Annotated in this window: 20 protein-coding genes and 2 riboswitches; of the genes, 2 read left to right on the top strand and 18 right to left on the bottom strand. The window is 46.2% G+C overall.

Translation table 11 applies throughout. The features are described 5' to 3' along the window. Nucleotides 1-5 precede the first annotated feature (5 nt). Together thiD and AABI08_RS02745 are read right to left on the bottom strand one after the other, a co-directional pair. Entirely contained in the window at nt 6-821 is an 816-nt protein-coding gene (gene thiD, locus AABI08_RS02750) for a bifunctional hydroxymethylpyrimidine kinase/phosphomethylpyrimidine kinase (protein WP_338343855.1), read from the bottom strand. Next, entirely contained in the window at nt 818-1474 is a 657-nt protein-coding gene (locus AABI08_RS02745; RefSeq protein WP_338343856.1) for a TenA family protein, read from the bottom strand. Before AABI08_RS02745 ends, thiD begins: the two co-directional genes overlap by 4 nt. Before the next feature lie 146 nt (nt 1475-1620). Continuing rightward, a riboswitch (TPP riboswitch) is annotated at nt 1621-1709 on the bottom strand. A gap of 131 nt (nt 1710-1840) precedes the next feature. Here AABI08_RS02745 and AABI08_RS02740 point away from each other — a divergent pair. Then, entirely contained in the window at nt 1841-2299 is a 459-nt protein-coding gene (locus AABI08_RS02740; protein WP_338343857.1) for a MarR family winged helix-turn-helix transcriptional regulator, read from the top strand. A 186-nt stretch (nt 2300-2485) separates the two neighbouring features. On the opposite strand, the gene AABI08_RS02735 is transcribed toward AABI08_RS02740, so the two are convergent. The 5 genes from AABI08_RS02735 to AABI08_RS02715 all read right to left on the bottom strand — a co-directional run bounded on the left by AABI08_RS02735 (nt 2486) and on the right by AABI08_RS02715 (nt 6869). After that, the gene (locus AABI08_RS02735) at nt 2486-3748 is read right to left on the bottom strand and encodes a PH domain-containing protein (protein WP_338343858.1); all 1263 of its coding nucleotides are present in this window, start codon (nt 3746-3748) and stop codon (nt 2486-2488) included. Further along, the gene (locus tag AABI08_RS02730) at nt 3669-4067 is read right to left on the bottom strand and encodes a PH domain-containing protein (RefSeq protein ID WP_338343859.1); all 399 of its coding nucleotides are present in this window, start codon (nt 4065-4067) and stop codon (nt 3669-3671) included. Before AABI08_RS02730 ends, AABI08_RS02735 begins: the two co-directional genes overlap by 80 nt. Further along, on the bottom strand, nt 4057-4530 hold the full coding sequence (locus AABI08_RS02725; RefSeq protein ID WP_338343860.1) for a PH domain-containing protein: 474 nt from the start codon (nt 4528-4530) through the stop codon (nt 4057-4059). The genes AABI08_RS02730 and AABI08_RS02725 overlap by 11 nt, the downstream gene beginning before the upstream one ends. 90 nt (nt 4531-4620) lie before the next feature. Then, a complete protein-coding gene (locus AABI08_RS02720; RefSeq protein WP_338343861.1) occupies nt 4621-5382 on the bottom strand; it encodes a pyrroline-5-carboxylate reductase family protein in 762 nt (253 codons plus the stop codon). Between the two features lie 149 nt (nt 5383-5531). Then, complete coding sequence (locus AABI08_RS02715) at nt 5532-6869, bottom strand: amino acid permease (protein WP_338343862.1); 1338 nt, start codon at nt 6867-6869, stop codon at nt 5532-5534. Nucleotides 6870-6977: 108 nt separating this feature from the next. On the opposite strand from AABI08_RS02715, the gene AABI08_RS02710 reads away from it, so the two are divergent. Continuing rightward, nucleotides 6978-7850, top strand: a complete 873-nt coding sequence (locus AABI08_RS02710; protein WP_338343863.1) for a LysR family transcriptional regulator — start codon at nt 6978-6980, stop codon at nt 7848-7850. A 67-nt stretch (nt 7851-7917) separates the two neighbouring features. Here the strand turns inward: AABI08_RS02710 and AABI08_RS02705 are convergent, their stop codons facing one another. The 11 genes from AABI08_RS02705 to cmk all read right to left on the bottom strand — a co-directional run bounded on the left by AABI08_RS02705 (nt 7918) and on the right by cmk (nt 19193). Next, on the bottom strand, nt 7918-8586 hold the full coding sequence (locus AABI08_RS02705; RefSeq protein WP_338343864.1) for an energy-coupling factor transporter transmembrane component T family protein: 669 nt from the start codon (nt 8584-8586) through the stop codon (nt 7918-7920). Further along, nucleotides 8583-9992, bottom strand: coding sequence for an ATP-binding cassette domain-containing protein (locus tag AABI08_RS02700; protein ID WP_338343865.1), 1410 nt, complete (start codon nt 9990-9992; stop codon nt 8583-8585). The genes AABI08_RS02705 and AABI08_RS02700 overlap by 4 nt, the downstream gene beginning before the upstream one ends. Before the next feature lie 12 nt (nt 9993-10004). Beyond that, the gene (locus tag AABI08_RS02695) at nt 10005-10562 is read right to left on the bottom strand and encodes an ECF transporter S component (protein ID WP_338343866.1); all 558 of its coding nucleotides are present in this window, start codon (nt 10560-10562) and stop codon (nt 10005-10007) included. An 80-nt stretch (nt 10563-10642) separates the two neighbouring features. Beyond that, nucleotides 10643-10733: riboswitch (TPP riboswitch) on the bottom strand. A 108-nt stretch (nt 10734-10841) separates the two neighbouring features. Continuing rightward, nucleotides 10842-12182: an FAD-dependent oxidoreductase gene (locus tag AABI08_RS02690; protein ID WP_338343867.1), complete on the bottom strand. Its 1341-nt coding sequence runs from the start codon at nt 12180-12182 to the stop codon at nt 10842-10844. Between the two features lie 206 nt (nt 12183-12388). Next, nucleotides 12389-12766 (bottom strand): MerR family transcriptional regulator, encoded by a 378-nt coding sequence (locus AABI08_RS02685; RefSeq protein ID WP_338343868.1) that lies wholly within the window; start codon nt 12764-12766, stop codon nt 12389-12391. A 220-nt stretch (nt 12767-12986) separates the two neighbouring features. Continuing rightward, a complete protein-coding gene (locus AABI08_RS02680; RefSeq protein WP_338343869.1) occupies nt 12987-13844 on the bottom strand; it encodes an alpha/beta hydrolase in 858 nt (285 codons plus the stop codon). Between the two features lie 53 nt (nt 13845-13897). Then, nucleotides 13898-14929, bottom strand: coding sequence for an alcohol dehydrogenase catalytic domain-containing protein (locus tag AABI08_RS02675; RefSeq protein WP_338343870.1), 1032 nt, complete (start codon nt 14927-14929; stop codon nt 13898-13900). 347 nt (nt 14930-15276) lie between these two features. Continuing rightward, complete coding sequence (locus AABI08_RS02670; RefSeq protein WP_047974521.1) at nt 15277-15552, bottom strand: HU family DNA-binding protein; 276 nt, start codon at nt 15550-15552, stop codon at nt 15277-15279. A 214-nt stretch (nt 15553-15766) separates the two neighbouring features. Beyond that, nucleotides 15767-17077, bottom strand: a complete 1311-nt coding sequence (gene der / locus AABI08_RS02665; RefSeq protein ID WP_338343871.1) for a ribosome biogenesis GTPase Der — start codon at nt 17075-17077, stop codon at nt 15767-15769. A 58-nt stretch (nt 17078-17135) separates the two neighbouring features. Further along, nucleotides 17136-18326 (bottom strand): 30S ribosomal protein S1, encoded by a 1191-nt coding sequence (gene rpsA / locus AABI08_RS02660; RefSeq protein WP_047974523.1) that lies wholly within the window; start codon nt 18324-18326, stop codon nt 17136-17138. A gap of 189 nt (nt 18327-18515) precedes the next feature. Continuing rightward, entirely contained in the window at nt 18516-19193 is a 678-nt protein-coding gene (gene cmk / locus AABI08_RS02655) for a (d)CMP kinase (protein WP_338343873.1), read from the bottom strand. Between the last annotated feature and the right edge of the window lie 17 nt (nt 19194-19210).

Genomic DNA, 19210 nt, shown 5'->3' with positions numbered 1-19210 from the left:
CCCTCTTAATCTTCTGGATTCGGCCACTGGCCATGGTTCAAAGGACCATGACCGTGACCGATAACTAGTGGCTGACCAATAATGGCATTCATATAGCGGTGGCCCTTTTCAATTGCTTCTCGCAGGGAATCACCTTGGGCCAAAAAGGACGTAATCGCAGCCGAGAGGGTGTCCCCCGTCCCGTGCTTGCTTGACGTTTCAACCTTTTTTCCTTCCAACCAAAAGCCTTCTTCGTTTTCTAATAAGACATAATCATAAATGACTGGGCCTTCCCCATGGCCACCCTTGACGATGACATTTGGAACACCCAACGCTTGAATCTTTTGACCGGCAGTAACCATGTCGTCGCGGTTACTGATTTTCATATCGGCTAAAAGTTCGGCTTCGGGAAGGTTTGGTGTCACCAGCGTTGCTAATGGCAACAGATGATTTTTCAAGGCCGAAATGCCGGCTGGGTCAAGCAAGGTGGCCCCGCCCTTGGCGACCATCACGGGGTCGACCACAAAATTCTTTTGTTGGTAGTGTCGAATATTTTTCGCCACCTGGAGGACGCGAGCTTCGTCAAAGAGTGCCCCCGTCTTGGCTGCACGGACATCAAAGTCAGCCATCACCGAGGCAAACTGTTGGTCAATCACGGCTAAATCAGTTGGATAAGCACCCTGCACACCCAGTGTATTTTGTGCGGTTAACCCGGCTACCACGACCGTCGAATAAGTCTTGCATGCCTGCATGGTCTTAATATCGGCCTGCATGCCGGCGCCACCACCAGAATCAGACCCCGCAATGGTCAATGCTGTCGGATATTGGTTTGGATCAATCATTTTGTTGCCTCCATTCCCTGCAGGAAGAATTGATTTTCATACTTCGTTGATTGGATAAAAGCAGCCAAGGCCTCTTCTTGCACTTCGGGACTAACTTGTTCGGCCGTCTGATTAACCAAAGCCAACATTGGTCGCGTCAAGCCCTTATCAATCCCCCGGTAATAGCCAACCCATGGCATAAAGGGATTATCCGGCTTGATGAGGCCATCACGAATCAACAAATCAGCCAAGTAGGCATAGTCATAGGGACAAGCAGCCAAGGCAACCAAACCGATAAACGGATCCTTTTCAACTGATTTGACCATATGGTTGACGTACTGGTCAGTGACCATTGAATTTGGATACTTGCCCTCTTGGATACTCTTATCGTCAGTTTGAGCCAAATCCAACAAAATCTTATGAGCAGTGTATTCGCGATGATCGTCGACCACTTCGGCATCAATTGTTTGCCCGGTCAATGTCTGGCAGACCTGCTCATACAATGGCAAATAATGACCCAGGTAACGATAATCTTGCTGAACATAGTAGAGCAGTGCCTTTGGATGAACCTCCCCAGCAATCATTGCTTGAATAAAGGGATTAGCATAAAAATCAGCCTTGTGTTCTTCCATCACTTGCATAAAGCGGTCGGAAAACGGCAGCGTTTTTGTCATTTTTTTCTCCTCAATCATCAACTTTATTTTGGCGGACTGTGGCGTTGGCAGTCACCTTTTTGAACATAATAAAAAGCCCTCAGCCTGAGCTGAGGACTTCTGGCCTGCTAACAATTGCCGAAAATGGGCAAAGGCATCAGGATTTAAATCCGTTTTTCGAAGTTTCCTGCGACCGTGCTAGCGGCATCAGGTTCAATGGGTATAATCTCAGCTCAGGGCACCCCAACTTTATTTATCACACAAGCAGTATAGCACGGAAATTAGAACCCGTGTGAAAAACTTCGTCGTACGGACTTGCCACCTGCCGTGAAATCAGTTATATTATAAGTATACTTATCAATCAGCACTAACACCAAGGAGGTTCCCATGAGCCCTGTCAAAACTGCTTCACTTTCTCGCTACATGGATTCGACCAATCAGAAATTCTTCAACTTATATACTGATTGGTTCCGCCAAATGAAATACCGTCTCCGTGAACTTGACTTGACCCACCCCCAATTTCAAATTCTGGCTACTGTCCATGGCCTCAGTTTACAAAATACCGAGATTACTCAAATCATGGTGGCCAAGGCAGCAGACGTTGATGCCATGACTGCTTCAGCTATTATTACCAAACTTAGTCGCGAAGATCTTTTAGACCGCTACCCCGGTAAGAAGAATCCGCGTTCAAAAGCCCTCTCATTAACCCAGGCTGGTGAGGAAAAATTGCAACAGGCCTTAGACATCGTCAATCAATTTGACCAAGATCTGTGGAGCCAATTTGACGCCTCTTTGCCAGAAAGCATTGATCAGGCTCAGGCAGTCGTCAAAACCCACCACTACTAAAATCGTCCAAGTAAATCAACACCAATTGAAAAGAGCCGAAAATACATGATTGTATTCTCGACTCTTTTTTCTTTTACCAAAAAAATCAGTGCCATTATATCATTTAATTGGACCGGAGCCACCTACAATCAAACACGACAGTCCAAGCCACTTTTTATTCACTGATTTCTGCAACGAATGTGCGTTTTAGCCAAGCGATTGGTACCAATCAAAGATGGTCTGCACCTCCTCCATTGGCAAGTAACGGACGGTCAACACCTTCGTACTGGTATCAGTTCGGACCACCACGGCAAGGTGGGCTCGCTGATTGCGACGGGCCAGCCACCAACTTTGCTTAATTGAAAGCGACTGAATCTTATCCCAGGCCATATAGGTGGTGATGGTTTCGTAATTCTTCGCCGTTTTTAAAACAAGGATCTGTCCGTTAACCACTTGAGCGGTTGTCGCCTTTCCTTTATACACACCGGCACCGGCAACAAAGGCCAAGACAAGCAAAACCAGCACAACGACTAACAACCACCGTTGAAAGACATAGATGATGGCAAGCCCAAATGGTAACGTCCAAAAGAGACCATTACGAATCATTGTCAAAATTTGATAAGTCGACCCACTAGTCTTTTGTACTGGTCGATTAGGAAAATTAGGCAGCCACTGTGACAAGTACTGGTCAACAACTCCTGATTTTACCATTGGAATCAAGGTTGGTACGTTTTTAGAAACCTTATCTTCGCCATTTTCATCGGTAATCAACCGCGTTTTAACGGTCGCTAAGCCCAATAACTGTCGGAAAATATTTTGACGAATCTCAACGGTTTGCATCCTGTTAATCGACAAATGCATAGTTTGTCGTTCAAAAAGTCCCCGAGAGATTGTCAAATGACCAGCATCATGATGAACTTCAAAACCAAAATACAGGATCACCGTTCGCAGCACGTTAAAAGCAACCACAATCAGGACAAACAAAACCACCAGCAAGACCATTACTAGGGCGCCCAGGCCCAGAACATGGTTAGTAAACTCCTGCTCAAGCCAACGGCTGACTACCCCTTGTTGATCTAAGTGGGCAACCCCGCCAACAAAAATAAAAAATTGAAAGATGACTTCCGGCGTCGTCACGGCATAGGTAATCAGAGAAAAAATTGAGGCCCGGTAGGAGTCATCAGATTGTCTACTAGAACCATTTGACCGCAATGAGCTTGTTCGAGTGGCGGTTGCTTGGTCATTTTCAAACTCAAGCGGCTGCCTCTGCGGGGTTTCCTCGGCGGCTGACAAATCTGGCTCCTGTGTCACTGGCCCTTCTTTTTGTGCCTGAACTTGTGCCCGCTCAATCAAGGCAACCAGATTGGTCGTTTCATCCTGTCGCTTTTGCTCAAGGACCAGCGCTACCCACGTTGGCACAACGGAGAGGGAAATCTGATTTTTCTTGGCCCCCTTCCCCCCCGGAGTCAACAGCAATGTCCTCCAAATGAAACGGTTGCAGGAAAAACCATTGCTTTCGATGAATATTTTGAATTTTGTGGTAGGGCAAGTGGCGGACCTGACGTTCCAACACGCCCGACCGGTAAATCAGTTCAGTCTCCGTGAGTTCATAGGTCTTCATCCAGAAACTTAAAATCGACCAAACCACCATAGCCAAGAAAAGCAAGGCCCACTCCCACCAAGCAAAGTGGAAAAAGAACAGAATAGCTAAGGCAAAGGCCACCATGTTTTTCAACTGCCGGTAAAAATCCAAAACAAAAGCAAGGGGATGTAAGTGCTTAGCCTTCATGTCGGGCCTCCCTGGCCAACGTCATGACCCTATCCTTAAACTTTTCGGCCTCCTCCTCCGTTAAAGCCTCAATTTGATGACCGGAGCCACCCGTCAAAATATGCACCTGTTGTAATTTAAACACCCGTAAAATCGGTCCCTGGTCCAAATCGACGTTCTGCACCCGGGCAATTGGAATCGCAGTATGAGTCCGGAAGAAGAAGCCCTTTTTAATTTCGACATTCGTTCCGTTAACCATAAAATGGTAAAAAGCATAGCGGTAACGGACTAATAAGATCCCGCCGACAAACCAGAGCACAATGGCCAAAAAGAGACCCCAGATTGCCCAAATTGGTAGATAAAACTTCAAAAAATGTTGTAAAGCCCAATTTCCAGCAAAGTAAATGGCTAAAATTACGATGGCGCCAATGACTTCCATGATGTACCAGACTTTTTTGATTGCTTCCGGCAGTGCTTGCATCATTCTCTCCCTCTCTCATAAAAAAATGGGGCTAAGAAGCGGTTTCGCTCCTTGGTCCCAAGTTGATTTCAATCACTTAAAAGCTCAAGGCTTTTAATCACCAGCTGCTGCCAAGATAGCGGCATGCACTGCCCCGCGGAAGCCATGCTGATCTAGAGCTAAGACGCCCTTAATCGTTGTACCCCCAGGCGATGTAATCTGCCCCTTCAAGTCACCAGCGGACAAATCAGACTGTTGCGCCAATTGTGCCGTCCCCGCTACCACTGAGGCCACCATCTGCCCCGCTTGCTTGCGATCCATCCCCTTGGCTACGGCAGCGTCTTCCATAGCATCCATCAAGACATCGATAAAGGCTGGTGAGCAACCGCCGATAGTTCCGGCAATGGCTAATTGGTCTTCTTTCACCACCAAGACATCCCCCAGCGACTCCAAAACAGCATGGACCACCTGGTCATTTTGACCGGTAACGGATTCATCAGCAGCCAAAGCAATCGTGCCGGCCTGAACCGCAACTGGGATATTTGGAATAAAGGTCGTGACCGGGTTGTTTGGCGCTGCCGCCCGTAAATCAGCGTTTTGCACGCTGGCAGCCGCAGAAAGGACAATGACCTTGTCAGAAAGACCGGCGGCAACAATTTTTGCCAAAACTGCCGTTACCAATTTGGCTGGCACCGTCAACATCAACACATCAAAGTCTGACTGCACCAGGTCCTCATACGTGCTCACCACTGAAATCTGCAAGGCATCCGCCTTTTTGGCATTTGATGAGTACCCCAAAACCGTGTGTCCACCTAATTTTAGTCCTTGAACAAGGGCTGTTCCCATGTGTCCAAGACCGACAACTGCAATTTTCATAAATCCTACTCCTTTAATCACGCTTGTCCTCATTTTATCACAGTTCTAAGCTCGCCTTTTAATAAATCAGTCGACTCTCTTAGCCAATCAAAAATGCCCCGCCCCTGTTCAAACAAGGACGAGGCACAAGCTGATTTTCATGCTTCAGCTTAATTTTTCTTAAATTTGAAGAAGGCAATCGTGGTCAACAGCACCATCCACAGCACAGCCAATAAAGTCGTTACCGTCGTGGCCGGTGTAACCAACAGGATGACGAAAATCAAAGCCAAAAAGGCAATCGTCAAATAATTGCTAAAGGGCGACAATGGTAATTGGAATCCATGGCTCTTCTGCCCCTTCGTCGCCTTGCGGAAGCGCAAGTGCGTGACCATCAAAGCCATATAAATCAGCAAGAATGCTGCTGAGGCCATTGATGAAATCAGGGTAAAGGCATCTGTTGGGAACAAGTAGTTGACCACCACGGCGAGGCCGACAATCAACGTTGACAGGTTAATGGCGGATTTGGGGATGGCGTTCTTGTTTAGCTTCTTAAAGCGAGACTTTTCGCCAACCAATGAATACAACATCCGTCCGGTCGTGAAGAAGGCCGAGTTAATAGCGGAAGCCGCTGCCGTCAAAACGACGAAGTTAATCACGGCCGCTGCCGATTGAATCCCGATACCAGAGAACACCTGGACGAATGGTGATTCACCAGCCTGGTAGTTGGTCCATGGTTGGATAATCATGATGGCCGACAAGGCACCTATATAAAAAATCAGAATTCGAATCACAATCGAATTAACGGCCCGCGGAATCGTTTCCAACGGGTCCTTCGTTTCAGCTGCGGTAATCCCGACGAATTCAACACCCAAGAAGGCGAAGAAGGCCATCTGGAAGGTCGATAACAAGCCCTTACCATGGTCTGCCACTAAGCCGTGCGACCACAGCGTCGAAAACTGAGTCACACCCATTGACGTCTTCACGTGTCCCAAAGCCAAAATCAGGCCGGTAATAATCATCGCGACAATGGCGACAATCTTAATCATGGCAAACCAGAACTCAGTTTCGCCGAAGATCTTAACCGCAATCGTATTAACAAAGTACAACACGATGAGAAAGGCTAATTCCCATGGCCACACCGGCCAATCAGGGAACCAATAGTGCATGTATGTTCCAATCGCCGTTAGCTCGGTCATGGCAATCACGACCCAACCAATCCAATAAGTCCAGCCTAACACGAAGCCGGCTCGTTCACCCAAGTACTGGGTCATAAAATCAATAAACACTGGTTTTGAATCATCTGATACTAACAATTCACCCAAGGCGCGCATCATCGCAAAGACAAATAGTCCTGTGATAATGTAAACCAGCAAAATGGCTGGTCCGGCCTTATGAATCGAAGAACCGGCTCCCAAGAAAAGCCCGGTTCCAATCGTCCCACCCAGGGCAATCATGGCCACGTGACGGTGAGACAGCGTGCGGGCGAAGCCCGTTTGGTCATTATTCATGAACAATCTCCTTTGCAATCCTACCCTAATAGTCTATACTTGGACCTATAACAAGTAAAACTAAACTTTTTCAATTTAAGATTAGAAAAATTCATCAAGGGAATTATCATGAAAACTTTTACTTACCAGATCTTTGCAACAGTCGCCGACCGCGGATCTTTTCGGAAGGCTGCCGACGATTTAAATATCACGCCTTCGGCCGTTTCCCACGCCATTTCACACCTCGAAGCACAGTTGGGCATTCCCCTCTTAATCCGCAACCGCTCCGAGATGCAGGTTACCCGCAACGGCCAGATCCTCTTACCTATGGTCGAACGTCTGCTCAACGAGGAACGGCAACTCCTTTCAGCCGCCGCTAAAATCCAAGGATTACAAGGCGGACAAATCAGAATTGGCGCTATTTCATCAGTCTGCATTGCCTGGCTCCCAACCATCATCCGGCGCTTTTCTAAAAAATACCCCCAGGTTGAAATCACCTTGATTCAGGGCTCCTTCGCCGAAATTGAACAGGCCTTATCGTTAGGAAAAATCGATCTTGGGTTCTCGGCTCTGCCAACCATTAGCCGTTTGGATGCGCTGCCCCTGATCGATGATGAAATCAAGTGCATCACCCCAGCTGATTTTACTCCCAAAAATGGTGTTTCGATTAGCCAAGACGACTTAGAAGACCGCCACTTTATCTTGCAACGGTCCGATTATGATTCCGACACCAAAGCAGCCCTGGATGAACTCCAGGTCAAGCCTCAGGCCATCAACTATTCGATTGATGATCAGTCTATCTTGGCCATGGTCGAGGCCGGTTTGGGTTGGGGGATTTTGCCGGACTTAGCGCTCACAAAACTTTCCGGCGAAGTCGAAGCCTACCCCTTTCAGCACGCCTATTACCGCCACCTCGGTTTAGTGATTAACCCATCCTCGGCTAAGGACCCCTTTGTAAAAGCCATGCAAAAAGAAATCCTTTCCTACTTGAAAAAGAGCTAAAAAAACGACCAATTCGTCAATAAAACGAATTGGTCGTTTTTTAATCGTCAGCTTATCGCCTTCCCCGTTAATAGCGAGAAAAGAACAAGATTACTTGCAATGCAATCAAAATCAAAACAATTAATACCCAGCCTGATTTTGCCATTGGATAATCCCGGTAGGCTGAACGTGAGGCTCCTTCCTGGAAACCATGTGAAGTCATGGCCATAGCTAGGTTTTTGGACCACTTAATGGCATGAACCAGAGCCTTGAAATACAGCGTTGGCTGCCACCACCGTAACACTTCACCACGCATCATCCCCGCCGCTTGAATCGACGAGAAAGCCTGCTTAAACCGTGGCATAAAGTTTAGCGCGCCCAAAATCCCATAGGTAAAGGTTGCCGACATCTTCAGATTTTGGCGTAGAGAGGCTAATAGGACGTAGGGCGTCATCCCCATCGTCAGCCAGGCGCCAATAAAGATAAAGACGAGGACTCGACTCCCCATCACCAAACCAAAATGCAGATTTTCCGCTGTTGTTCCCTGGCCATAAAGGTAAAAGGACCAGAACGAACCCAAAACCGGAATGATGGCGATGGCCACGTAGAGACCGATTTTCTTGAGGGGCTGACGCCGAATTAGCAATAGCAAGAAGGCAACCGAAAAGAGGACAACGTTTAGCGTTACTGATTTGGTCAAAGAAATTTCCAACGAAATTGCCAAAGCCAAGACCATGCGTTGTGTGGCGTTCATCATACGAGCACCTCCTCTTGATAGGCCATCGCCGTTTGCTCATAGCGCAAGTGGCGATCAACAATGTTGACCAGGTCCCTTGTTTGGTGAGAAACAACCAAAATGGTCAGTCCGAGTGCCTGTTGGCAGGTCTGAATCAGATTCAATACGACCGCCACCGACTGTTCATCCAAGCCTGCCAGCGGTTCATCTAAGAAGAGTACTTGTGGCGCCATAATCAGCATCAATAACAGTTGAAGTTTCTTCTGCTGCCCACCCGAAAGCGTGTAGACCGACCGGTCACCCAAACCCGTTAAGTGCAGGTCAGACAACCACTGGTCCAAAACCTCTTTCGTCCAGAAATCAGCGTGATGACTCTTGGCCATCACTTGGTCAAGCTCCTCGTCGACCGTAATGTTTAAGAACTGGTCGGAGGCTGATTGGAACAGCAGACCGACCTGGCCAAAGTAGAGACGCGGCTTCCAGGCGTGGACTTCTTGTTCCTGGTAGGTTAAAGAACCCTCATAGCGGTGCAGTCGTGCCAACGTCTTTAAAACGGAAGACTTGCCGACACCATTTGGTCCTGTCAGCAAGGTGATACCCTTGGCAAAGATTTGCAAGATATCCTGGTCTAAGACCAACCGTTCCCCGTTTTGGATTCGCAGGTTATCCAAGCGATAGGCGGTCTCCTCTACCTGGTCACTTTCGGCGACCGGTTTCAACACCACTGTCTGCTTTTGATAATCATATTGGCTCCAGTCGTTTTCAGGAACCAGCACCAGGGACTTCTCTTTGAGCTGATAAAACTGACTGATTTTATCGAAGTACCCAGCTGAGTCATGGTCGGAAACAAGGATACCGTAGCCCTCTTGGCTAAGCTGTTTAAGCAAAGCCTGGAGGTCTTCCCGCGATTGACTATCGACGGCAGCAAAGGGTTCATCTAGCAGCAGGTAGTCGGCCCCCAGGGCCAACACTTCCGCCAAGGCAACCTTTTGCATTTCCCCACCGGATAAAGTCACAAAGGACCGGTCGACAAAATCCGTCAAACCAACCTTTTCCAGTGCCCAGGCCGTCTTTTGATCAATTTCTTCCTTGCCCAATTCGAGGTTTTCCAGTGCAAAAATGAATTCTTCCCGCACCGTTGGCATAGCAAACTGGTCATCGGGGTTTTGAAAGAGCAAAGCCACGCGCTTGGCCCTTTCATTCGCCTTCAGTGTGGCAATTGCCGTTTGGTCAATTTCGATTTCACCACTGACCTGGCCACCGTATTGAGGGTAAAGACCCGCTAAGGCCTTTAGTAGGGTTGATTTTCCTGACCCGGAAGGCCCCATTAAGAGGGTCAGGGTCTTTTTTTCAAGCGTTAAATTTAGATTATCAATGATGGCTTGATCACGATAAGCCACCGTGAGGTTTCTGGCAGTTATTGCCATTTTTTGTCCTCCTTATTCGTGGGACAACAACTTTGATCGATCCAACAACTTGGCAATCAAGTGTACCAAAACACCTGAGAAGAAGAAGATTGATAGGTAACGAACGATGAACAAAGCAATTAACAAGCCGAACTTGTAGTGAATGTAACCTGATTTAAAGAGGTCCCAGCCAAAGGTGACGACTGTTCCAGTCAAGGTTGACAACCAAAGACCAGCGAACCAGTTCTTATAACCAGTCAAAGCAAATCCAAGTTCAGAACCAATTCCTTGGATAAAACCGGACAAGAGTGTTCCAACACCATAAGAACCACCCAAGAACATTTCACCGGCCGCCCCCAACATTTCACCGATAAAGCCGGCACCGACCTTCTTTAAAATGTAAGAAGCCAATGGTCCGGCCATCATCCATACACCAAGCGTGATTTCATTCGTAAAGGCTTGCAACCCAATCACGGCCAAACCGCTATTAACGATTTGGTAAACCGGATCCATGATCCAGTAAATGACCGAGAAGATAATCCCAATCAAAGCCAGCAAAATCACATTTTGTAGCGTCCACTTTTGTTTCATTATTCTCTCCTTTGCGTCCAGGGGAACAAAAGGCATGAAAAAACCACTCGCCTGGGCAGAGTCCAACACGGGTGGTCATAAAAAACTTGTGTGGATCTTCCTTCGTCGGTCTTAGCCTAACAGGTTCAATGGGTTTAATTCTCAACCAAAATGGTACCCCAGATCGCTATATTCAAATTTACTACCCTATCAGCTTACACTGTCCTTGCTTTTTATGCAAGGGCTTTCAAATAAAAAAGCACTTGGGTTCAATACCCGAGTGCTTGAACAGGCTGATTTTTACTTGTTTGCCTTGGCAACGGCAGCCATGGCAACTGATGAAACATAGTTAACTGGTTGACCGAAGTTTGGCTGGAAGAAGAAGTCCGTCATTGACAATTGATCAATTGTCATGCCGTTTTCAATCGCCAATGAAACCACGTTAGCAGCTTGTGAAATGTCATGCTTTGACAAGAAAGCAGCGCCAACAATGCGGCGAGTACCCTTTTCCCAAGTCAATGATGCCTTAACAGGCGTTGTTGACAACATGAAATCAGGACGGTAATCTTCTGAAATTGTCACAGAATCCGCTTCAACACCCTTACGTGCTGCTGATTGAACAGTCAAACCAGTAGCAGCGTAGGCCATTTCGTACAATTCAACGGCTGATGTTGCTTGTGTTCCTTGGTAAGCCATCGTTGGTTCAACAATGTTCTTACCAACCAAGATTCCTTGACGAACAGCATTGGTTGCCAATGGAATATAGTCATCCTTTTGTGTTGGGTTGTAGAAGACGGTTGCTGAATCACCGGCAGCAAAGACATCCTTCACAGAAGTTTCCATGAACTTGTTAACCTTGATAGCACCGTTTGGCAACATATCAACTTGGTCACGGAACATAGCAGTATTTGGCAAGAAGCCAATACCCAAGATAGCAATATCTGCTTCGTAAGTACCCTTATCAGTCGTTACCTTGATACCATCGGCAGTGTCTTCGAATCCTGAAACCATTTGACCAAGGGCTAATTTAACACCGTGGTCTTCGTAGGCCTTTTGGAAAACAGATGAGAATTCAGGCGCAGTATTGTTTGCCAACACACGGTCCAAACCATCAATCAAAGTCACTTCCTTATTGTTAACTGACAATTGTTCTGCCAATTCGGCACCAATATAACCAGCACCAATCACGATAACGCGCTTGACCTTTTCAGTCACTTCCTTCAAGGCGTTGGCATTATCCCAAGTCTTTGAATCAAAGACCTTGTCAGAATCGATACCAGGAATGCGGGGCTTAATAGCACGTGAACCAGTAGTAATAACAATCTTATCGAAAGTTTCTTCTGACTGGGCACCAGAAACCAAGTCCTTGATGTTCAAAGTCTTTGCTTCCAAGTCTGCAGCTTCAACAAGCGTTTGCATGTGCATTGAAATGCCTTGCTTAGCCATTGAATCTGGCGTTTCATAAAACATCTTGTCAGTTGATGAAACGTTGTCACCAATCCAAAGGGCGATTCCACATGACAAGAAAGAAACTGTTTGATTCTTTTCAAACACGTGTACCTCAGCGTCTGGGTGGTCTGCCTTAATCTGCTTAGCGGCAAACACGCCGGCGTGCGTTGAACCAATTACTGCAACTTTCATTAAAAGTGCCTCCTAATATATAGCTATGTGAAAATTGTAATTAAATTTTACCAATAAAACAACGTTTTGTCAATCGTTTCTCTATCAGTTTTCAAGAAAGTATCAAATAAAACAGAGAGACTTATAGAGTCGTTCTAATTTGGAAAATAATTCGCTTTGGCGACCAAATCAGGCATGTAACTCATTTAATAAAACGAATCTAGCACCTATTCTAAGCGACTCTCCGCTTGGCGCATGTGGCTTTCGTAATGATCAGTTTTATACAGCAAATGGTCATAAGCGGCCTGGATTTCGTTAATGCGCCCCTGCATCTCTTCTGCCTGTTCTAGTAGCAGAGCCTTTCGTGCAGGGATTGTCCGATTGTCATCTTCCAAAACCATGCCCATATATTCACGCAATCGTTCAATTGATACACCTGCGTGGCGCATCGTTTTGGCAAACTTCAATTGATTGATGTTGCGCTCGGTAAAGTCACGCAACTGATTTTCCTTACGGGGCACCGTCATGATAATCCCGATTCGTTCGTAATAGCGAATGGTATCATTTGACAATCCAGTCGCCTTTGCAGCTTCTTTAATATTCATTTTTGCACCTTTCGTACGACAAAAAACAACCCTCGCCCGCTCATTAACCGCTTATCAACATGTACTATCAGTACTCCTAAAGTCGTAAAAAAATAAACTGGGTTAAAGTAAAATCAGAAAGGCCAATCCCCGATATATCATCGGCAACTGGCTATTTCATCCTTAATATTTTACTAGAACTACTAGGTTACAAGTTCGCTTTAACATCATTGAAGTATTTTTATTCCATTAAGAACTGCTTGAGGACCTTATTAACGTCCTGATTTTCATGCAGCTTTGAATGTTGCGCATTTTTACCAGTAAATAACTTTTCTTGATAGGTGCTTGGCTGGCGGACAAAGTACTTCAATGACTTCGACGCGTTATTAGTAACGGTCGAGTCCGATTCCTCCTTACCCATGCTATTGCCATAGATATTCAACACTTTAGTCTGATTATTCTCGTAATATTGCTCCAAACCAGCTAACGCGACTTTGTTAAAATCAGCTTCAGACTGGCTGGCAGGGTCCGCTAAGTTCAAATTCGACTTTGGCCTTGGGCTATCCTTCAAAAAGTTAAAGGGACCAGCAATCGCGATTTGCCGTTTCACAACCGGTAATTGATTACTTTGCTGCACATGATTTTTCAAATAGAAAGCGATGGCCAGATTGCCCATCGAATGGCCAACCAGGTTGACGGATTGAATCCCTTGGTCATGCAAATCCTTCATGATTTTTGTAACCCACTGATTGGTTTTATCAAAATTAGTATTCCGATTATCGTTAAACTGCACCAAAATCAATGGATTTTGGTCACCCTTCTTCACGGTACCGCTAAAACTAACCAGGCCGTTTTTGCTAACCGTCACATTAATCTTACGGTTTGAATACTTTTGCTGAATTAAATACCGACTCATTGTTTGTTCGGCATTTCGGGAAGAACCATAGCCATGAAAGAAGACCGTCGCTTCAGTTGGCTTTGTATTAGAAGTAGGGATAGTTGGCCGAGTCAGCCAAACAGTCAGCCCGACTGCCAGCATCGCCAGTATTGTTGTCGATGCCCCTACAATCGCTATCCTTTTTTTATTCTTTTTCATCATACTCCTTTATAGCCAATTAATTGGCCAGGGGTTTTATGCAGGCCATTAAAAACCTAAAAGACAAGCAGAGACTTAATCGCTTCGCGCTGATCCATCGCCTCATAGGCCTGTTGAATATCCTTCAGCGCAAACTGCTTGGTAAAGACCTGGCCCGGATTGATTTTGCCATCAAGGACCGCCTTCAATAGCAACTCACGGTCATACGTAGTAACCGCAGCGATACCGCCACGCAAACCAATATTCTTCCAGAATAAATTGTTAGTGTTCATCATTGGGTCTTGAGGAATCCCCACACGACCAACGACGGCACCTGGACGGCCAAGTTGAACAGCCGTTGCCACAGCTTGCTCCGAACCAACACATTCAAGAATAGCATCCGCACCGGCAACCGTTAGTGCCATCACCTGGTCAATGCCAGCCTGGTCACGTTCGGCCACAATATCGGTCGCACCAAATGATTTGCCCAGTTCTTGGCGATCTTCATGACACGACATCAAAATAATGCGCTTGGCACCCCTGAGCTTGGCTGCAATCACACCTGAAAGGCCTACGGCACCATCACCCATGACGACCACCGTGTCGCCCTCTTTCACTTCGGCAGTGGCTGCAGCGTGATAACCGGTCGCCATCACATCAGACAACGTCATCAAGGATTTCAGTTGGTCATCGCTATAGTCTGTTGGTTGACCAGGGATTTTAACCAATGCCCAATCCGCATTCTTGAATCCGATATATTCAGCTTGGTAACCAGTTGAACCACCCTTATCAGGGTCAAGGCAGTCACCATCAAAACCTGCTAAGCACGCCTGACAGTGCCCACAGCCGTGGGTAAACGGTGCGATAACAAAATCACCCGGCTGAACGTTTGAAACCGCGCTACCAACCTCCTCAACGATCCCGATGGCTTCATGCCCAACCTGGCTACCACCATCACGCTTTGCAATGCCCCGGTAGAACCAAAGATCAGAGCCACAAACCGATGCTCGTACCGTTTTAATCACGGCATCCTTGGGTCCTTGAATCGTTGGCTTTTCAACCTCCTGCATTTCAACTTGTCCTGGCTTTACAAAAATTGCTGCTTTCATGTTTGTTGATACTCCTTTTCGCTGATTATGAACTTGTCTGCTTTAAAAGTAAAATCAGACGCAGTATAGATAAATTCGTTTTGACAAAACAATGCCATAAATGTGGTCACCGTCCCTTGATGAATTCATCCGTCACTGATAACTCCATCTTATCCCCTGGAGTCCACTCCAAGTCAAGGATATTTTTCGATTTTCTAACAATAAACAATTAAATTGTCCATTTTCCTGTTGCAAAACAGTAGCGTACTGATTTTTCCAATTAGACGTTGCGTTATTGCACCACTCGGCCGTCAAACGCAAACAAAAAAGCACACTCGACTGAGTGTGCTTAATCTGAAAAGGTTCGCTTACTTAACGGCGTCCTTCAATGCCTTACCAGGCTTGAATGCAGGAACCTTTGATGCAGGAATTTGGATTTCTTCCTTAGTTTGTGGGTTACGGCCCTTACGAGCTGCACGTTCACGAACTTCGAAGTTACCAAAACCAATCAATTGAACCTTTTCGCCCTTCTTCAAAGCGTCTTCAATTGATGACAAGACAGCGGCAACTGCCTTGTCTGCATCCTTCTTTGTTAAACCAGTTTTCATTGCGACTGAATCGATCAATTCTTGCTTGTTTGCCATTCCTTTTCTCCTCGCGAATAATTAATTTAGAATATCCGCTAACGTGACAATCGTTAGCAGCTTGGGAACGCTACCGTGGCAACTTCCATAAAGATAGGATAGCACATGTAAATTAAAATGTGTAGGTATAAAGCCCAATTTCATGCGGTAATTGCGGTTTTCCGCACATTTGCAAGTGAATCCTCACCGTACTGGAACTTTCAACGATAAAACGTTACTTACGCTGACGAATAATCAGCTTGATAGGCGTTCCTGAGAAATCAAAAGCTGCTCGAATTTGGTTCTCTAGGAAACGTTGATATGAAAAATGCATCAGTTCAACATCGTTTACAAAAACAACAATCGTTGGTGGCTCGATTGCCACTTGAGTGGCGTAATAAACACGCAAACGACGACCATTATCAGATGGTGCCGGATTCGTTGCCAAAGCATCCATCAAGACGTCGTTCAATGTTGATGATGAAACTCGCTTCTGATGATTCTCATTCACGGCCAAAATCAAATCAGGCAAGCGGTCTAAGCGCTGTCCAGTCTTCGCTGAAACAAAGACGATTGGTGCATAATCCAAAAACTTAAATTCGTCGCGAATCAAGTTCTCAAAATCAGTCATGGTATGCGTATCTTTTTCGATGGCATCCCACTTATTGACGACAATCACCAAAGCTTTTCCGGCCTCATGCGCATAACCCGCAACGTGCTTATCTTGCTCACGAATACCAGTTTCAGCATCCAAGACCATCAAGACCACCTGTGACTCATCAATGGCCTTCATTGCCCGCATGACCGAGTAACGTTCCGTGTTTTCGTAAACCTTACCACGCTTACGAATTCCGGCCGTATCAACCATCACAAACTCATCACCCTCAGGGGTAATAAAACGGGTGTCAATGGCATCACGGGTCGTTCCTTCGATGTTTGAGACAATCATCCGGTCTTCGCCCAAGATGGCGTTAACGATTGATGACTTTCCAACGTTTGGTCGACCAATAATCGAGAACCGGACGGCATCATCGTCTTGTTCTGCGGCTTCATCTGGGAAATGCTTGACGATTTCGTCCAAAACATCACCCAAACCAATTCCGTGTGATCCAGAAACGGGATAAGGGTCGCCCATTCCTAATGAATAGAAGTCATAAATATCTGACCGCATTTCAGGATTATCGACCTTATTGACCGCCAAAACAACCGGCTTATCAGTACCATAAAGCAAATTGGCCACAGCTTGGTCATCGGCTGTCAGGCCTTCTCGACCAGAAACAACCATCAAAATGACGTCGGCTTCATCAATAGCTAATTCAACCTGGGCGCGAATTTCCGTCAAAAATGGCGCATTTCCCATTTCCAACCCTCCGGTATCAATCATCCGGAAGTCATAATTTAGCCATTCTGCCCGTGCGTACAAACGATCACGAGTAACCCCGGGCATATCCTCGACAATGGCGATTCGATCGCCAACAATGCGGTTAAATAGTGTGGACTTACCAACATTTGGACGACCCACTACGGCTACAATCGGTGCTGCCATATTCCCGCTCCTTTCCAATAAAAAAAGACTGGATAACCAGCCTTTCCATTTTTAAATCTTACAACTTGTCGCCGAAGATGTCGCCCAAAGTAGCGGCACCTTCATCGTCTTGTTGGAAGGCTGCCATGTCAGCACGTGAAGCGCCACGGTTGTCATCGCGGTCTTCACGTTGGTTGGCTGGCTTTTCTTCCAAAGCCTTCATTGACAATGAGATACGTTCTTCGGCTGGCTTAACATCCAACACTTGAACCTTCACCTTGTCACCAGACTTCAAAACGTCGGCTGGGTTTTCAACACGCTTGTGTGAAATTTGTGAAACGTGAACCAATCCTTCGATACCAGGGAAGATTTCAACGAATGCACCAAAGTCCTTCACGCGCTTAACCGTTCCTTCAAGAACAGTACCGGCTGGGGCCTTTTCTGCAACTTCATCCCAAGGACCTGGCTGGGTTGCCTTGATTGAAAGTGAGATACGTCCACGATCAGTATCCAAGGCCAAAATCTTAACGTTAACCTTTTCACCCTTTGACAAAACGTCTGATGGGTTCTTAACACGGTCATGTGAGATTTCAGAAACGTGAACCAATCCGTCCACGCCGCCCAAGTCAACGAAAGCACCGAAGTCAGTCAAACGAGCAACAGTTCCTTCAACAACTTCGCCAACAGTCAAACGGCTGAATGCTTCAGCCAACTTTTCGGCACGTTCTTGGGCTGCAACAGCCTTACGTGACAAAATCAAACGAGCCTTGGCTGGGTCGATTTCGATTACTTCTGCCTTAATGTCTTGTCCCTTGAATTGGTTCAAGTCTGAAACAAAGCGTTCTGCAACCATTGATGCAGGTACGAAGCCACGGATACCAGCAACGTCAACAATCAAACCACCACGAACGGCGTTGATAACCTTCGCATCAACAACATCACCTTCGTTAAATGACAATGATTCCCAAGCCTTGCGGGCTTCCAAGCGCTTCTTTGACAACAAGTAGGCAACGCCTTCCTTGTCACTCGTTACGTTCGAAACAACAACAGTTTCGATGGTGTCACCGACCTTCAAATCGTCGGCCAAGTTGACGCTACGATCGTCAGAGTACTCACGCGCTGGCACAACTCCTTCTTCTCCGGTGTGAAGACCGATAACTGCTTGGTTATCGTTGTCGATTGCTAGCACTTCGCCAGTTACGACGTCCCCTACCTTAATTTGGTCAGCACTTTCCAGAGCTGCTAATAATTCGCTGTTAGTATCACTCATGACGTCAAACGTCCTCCTACAATTTACACTTATAAGGGTATTTTATCAGAGAGTAGCTGATTTTCCTAGTCTAATTTTAAAAAAATTAGGACTAGACCAACCACTTCGTCAAAATGTTTCGTAAAAACACGAACCGTTTTCCCTATTGCTTTCTATTTTAACAGATTTTTCTAAAATAAAAAGACCACCTTACTGGTGATCCTTGATAATTTGCTTGATAGTAGCCACAACCTGGTCAATACTTTGGCCTGTGGTGTCGACTGTTAGCGCATCTGTTGCCTTTGTTAATGGCGAAATGGCGCGATGAGAATCTTTATAGTCCCGTTCCTCAATTTCCTTTTTCAGGGTTGCCAAATCAGGATTCATACCTTTGGACTGATTTTCCTTGAAACGACGTTCAGCGCGTTCATCGACTGAAGCAATCAAGAAAATTTTCACTTGAGCATCTGGCAAAACGGTTGTGCCAATATCACGGCCATCCATAATAACCGGCTGTTTAGCCGTCAAGGCACGTTGCCGGTCAACTAAATCAGCTCGAACTGCCTGATAAGAAGAAACCAAAGAAACGTTGTTCGTAATTTCAGTTGAACGGATTTCTTCGGTTACTTCTTGCCCATTCAACAAAACGTGTTGCACTGGTTCACCCGGTAAAAAGGCAATTTCAATTTTTGGAAGCAAGGCAACAATCCCCGCCTCATCTTCGTATGCAAGTCCCGCCTGCTTGGCCGCCAAGGTAATGGCGCGATACATCGCACCAGTGTCAACGTAAACATACTTTAAATCGGTCGCTAAAATTTTAGCAATCGTTGACTTTCCAGCCGATGCCGGACCGTCAATTGCAACTTGAAAATGAGCAGGTTGAGTCATAGGGATTAAAATTTCCT

It is taken from the genome of Fructobacillus evanidus (assembly GCF_963580165.1).
GTDB classification, from domain to species: Bacteria; Bacillota; Bacilli; order Lactobacillales; family Lactobacillaceae; genus Fructobacillus; species Fructobacillus evanidus.
Note: the sequence above shows the minus strand (reverse complement) of the source record. Positions and strands in the feature narration are given on the sequence as shown.

What these genes read in the sequence shown, in the direction of transcription:
- AABI08_RS02680 (WP_338343869.1), bottom strand. Translation starts at nt 13,844, where the DNA reads ATGATGAAAAAGAATAAAAAAAGGATAGCGATTGTAGGGGCATCGACA.
- AABI08_RS02705 (WP_338343864.1), bottom strand. Translation starts at nt 8,586, where the DNA reads ATGATGAACGCCACACAACGCATGGTCTTGGCTTTGGCAATTTCGTTG.
- AABI08_RS02710 (WP_338343863.1), top strand. Translation starts at nt 6,978, where the DNA reads ATGAAAACTTTTACTTACCAGATCTTTGCAACAGTCGCCGACCGCGGA.
- cmk (WP_338343873.1), bottom strand. Translation starts at nt 19,193, where the DNA reads ATGACTCAACCTGCTCATTTTCAAGTTGCAATTGACGGTCCGGCATCG.
- rpsA (WP_047974523.1), bottom strand. Translation starts at nt 18,326, where the DNA reads ATGAGTGATACTAACAGCGAATTATTAGCAGCTCTGGAAAGTGCTGAC.
- AABI08_RS02745 (WP_338343856.1), bottom strand. Translation starts at nt 1,474, where the DNA reads ATGACAAAAACGCTGCCGTTTTCCGACCGCTTTATGCAAGTGATGGAA.
- AABI08_RS02695 (WP_338343866.1), bottom strand. Translation starts at nt 10,562, where the DNA reads ATGAAACAAAAGTGGACGCTACAAAATGTGATTTTGCTGGCTTTGATT.
- AABI08_RS02740 (WP_338343857.1), top strand. Translation starts at nt 1,841, where the DNA reads ATGAGCCCTGTCAAAACTGCTTCACTTTCTCGCTACATGGATTCGACC.
- AABI08_RS02670 (WP_047974521.1), bottom strand. Translation starts at nt 15,552, where the DNA reads ATGGCAAACAAGCAAGAATTGATCGATTCAGTCGCAATGAAAACTGGT.
- AABI08_RS02715 (WP_338343862.1), bottom strand. Translation starts at nt 6,869, where the DNA reads ATGAATAATGACCAAACGGGCTTCGCCCGCACGCTGTCTCACCGTCAC.
- thiD (WP_338343855.1), bottom strand. Translation starts at nt 821, where the DNA reads ATGATTGATCCAAACCAATATCCGACAGCATTGACCATTGCGGGGTCT.
- AABI08_RS02700 (WP_338343865.1), bottom strand. Translation starts at nt 9,992, where the DNA reads ATGGCAATAACTGCCAGAAACCTCACGGTGGCTTATCGTGATCAAGCC.
- AABI08_RS02720 (WP_338343861.1), bottom strand. Translation starts at nt 5,382, where the DNA reads ATGAAAATTGCAGTTGTCGGTCTTGGACACATGGGAACAGCCCTTGTT.
- der (WP_338343871.1), bottom strand. Translation starts at nt 17,077, where the DNA reads ATGGCAGCACCGATTGTAGCCGTAGTGGGTCGTCCAAATGTTGGTAAG.
- AABI08_RS02730 (WP_338343859.1), bottom strand. Translation starts at nt 4,067, where the DNA reads ATGAAGGCTAAGCACTTACATCCCCTTGCTTTTGTTTTGGATTTTTAC.
- AABI08_RS02675 (WP_338343870.1), bottom strand. Translation starts at nt 14,929, where the DNA reads ATGAAAGCAGCAATTTTTGTAAAGCCAGGACAAGTTGAAATGCAGGAG.
- AABI08_RS02725 (WP_338343860.1), bottom strand. Translation starts at nt 4,530, where the DNA reads ATGATGCAAGCACTGCCGGAAGCAATCAAAAAAGTCTGGTACATCATG.
- AABI08_RS02690 (WP_338343867.1), bottom strand. Translation starts at nt 12,182, where the DNA reads ATGAAAGTTGCAGTAATTGGTTCAACGCACGCCGGCGTGTTTGCCGCT.
- AABI08_RS02685 (WP_338343868.1), bottom strand. Translation starts at nt 12,766, where the DNA reads ATGAATATTAAAGAAGCTGCAAAGGCGACTGGATTGTCAAATGATACC.